The 541-nt window shown below is 64.3% G+C and carries 2 pseudogenes; both read right to left on the bottom strand.

Annotated features, from left to right (window positions below):
- Positions 1 to 301 (bottom strand): annotated as a pseudogene (locus EN879_RS38325) (purine-nucleoside phosphorylase); the annotation flags it as partial.
- Positions 302 to 331: 30 nt separating this feature from the next.
- Positions 332 to 541 (bottom strand): annotated as a pseudogene (locus EN879_RS38330) (cytidine deaminase); the annotation flags it as partial.

The following is a 541-nucleotide window of genomic DNA, read 5'->3' on the forward strand; positions in this document are numbered from 1 at the left end:
TGCCGATGCCGGCAAGCACTTCCAGCACCGGCCGCATCGCCGCGGCGTTGCCGTGCTCATAGTAATGGGCACGGCCCGACAGCAGCAGCACCGGCACGCCGGCAAACAGCCCTGCCACCACTTCGCCGGCGTGCCCGGTGACACCGCTTCTGGGAAAGCCGGGCAGGTCGGCATAGGAGATGCGGATCGGGTCCTCGATCTGGTCGACCAGACCGCCGAGGCCCGAGCCGAGCACCAGTGCCGTGGCCGGCGCCAGGCCGTCCAGCCTTTCGACGAGATGATCCAGGGCTTTTTCCGTCATCGTTGCCAGCTGTTCATTTGAGCCTGTTGCTCATTTCAAAATATCGCCGCGGAAGCCGTAAGGCAGCATGTCGCCCATGGTCACGGTTTCGGCCACACCCGCATTGTCGCAGAGATAGAGCTTTGTTTCCGGCCGGCAGAATTCGGCAAGCCGCTGGCGGCAGCCGCCGCAAGGCGAGCATTTGGCCATGCGTTCGGCAAGCACGGCGATTTCCACGATCTTGCCGCCGCCGCCCATAAT

The sequence above is a fragment of the Mesorhizobium sp. M7A.F.Ca.AU.002.02.1.1 genome (genome assembly GCF_003998535.1).
Taxonomy (GTDB): domain Bacteria; phylum Pseudomonadota; class Alphaproteobacteria; order Rhizobiales; family Rhizobiaceae; genus Mesorhizobium; species Mesorhizobium ciceri.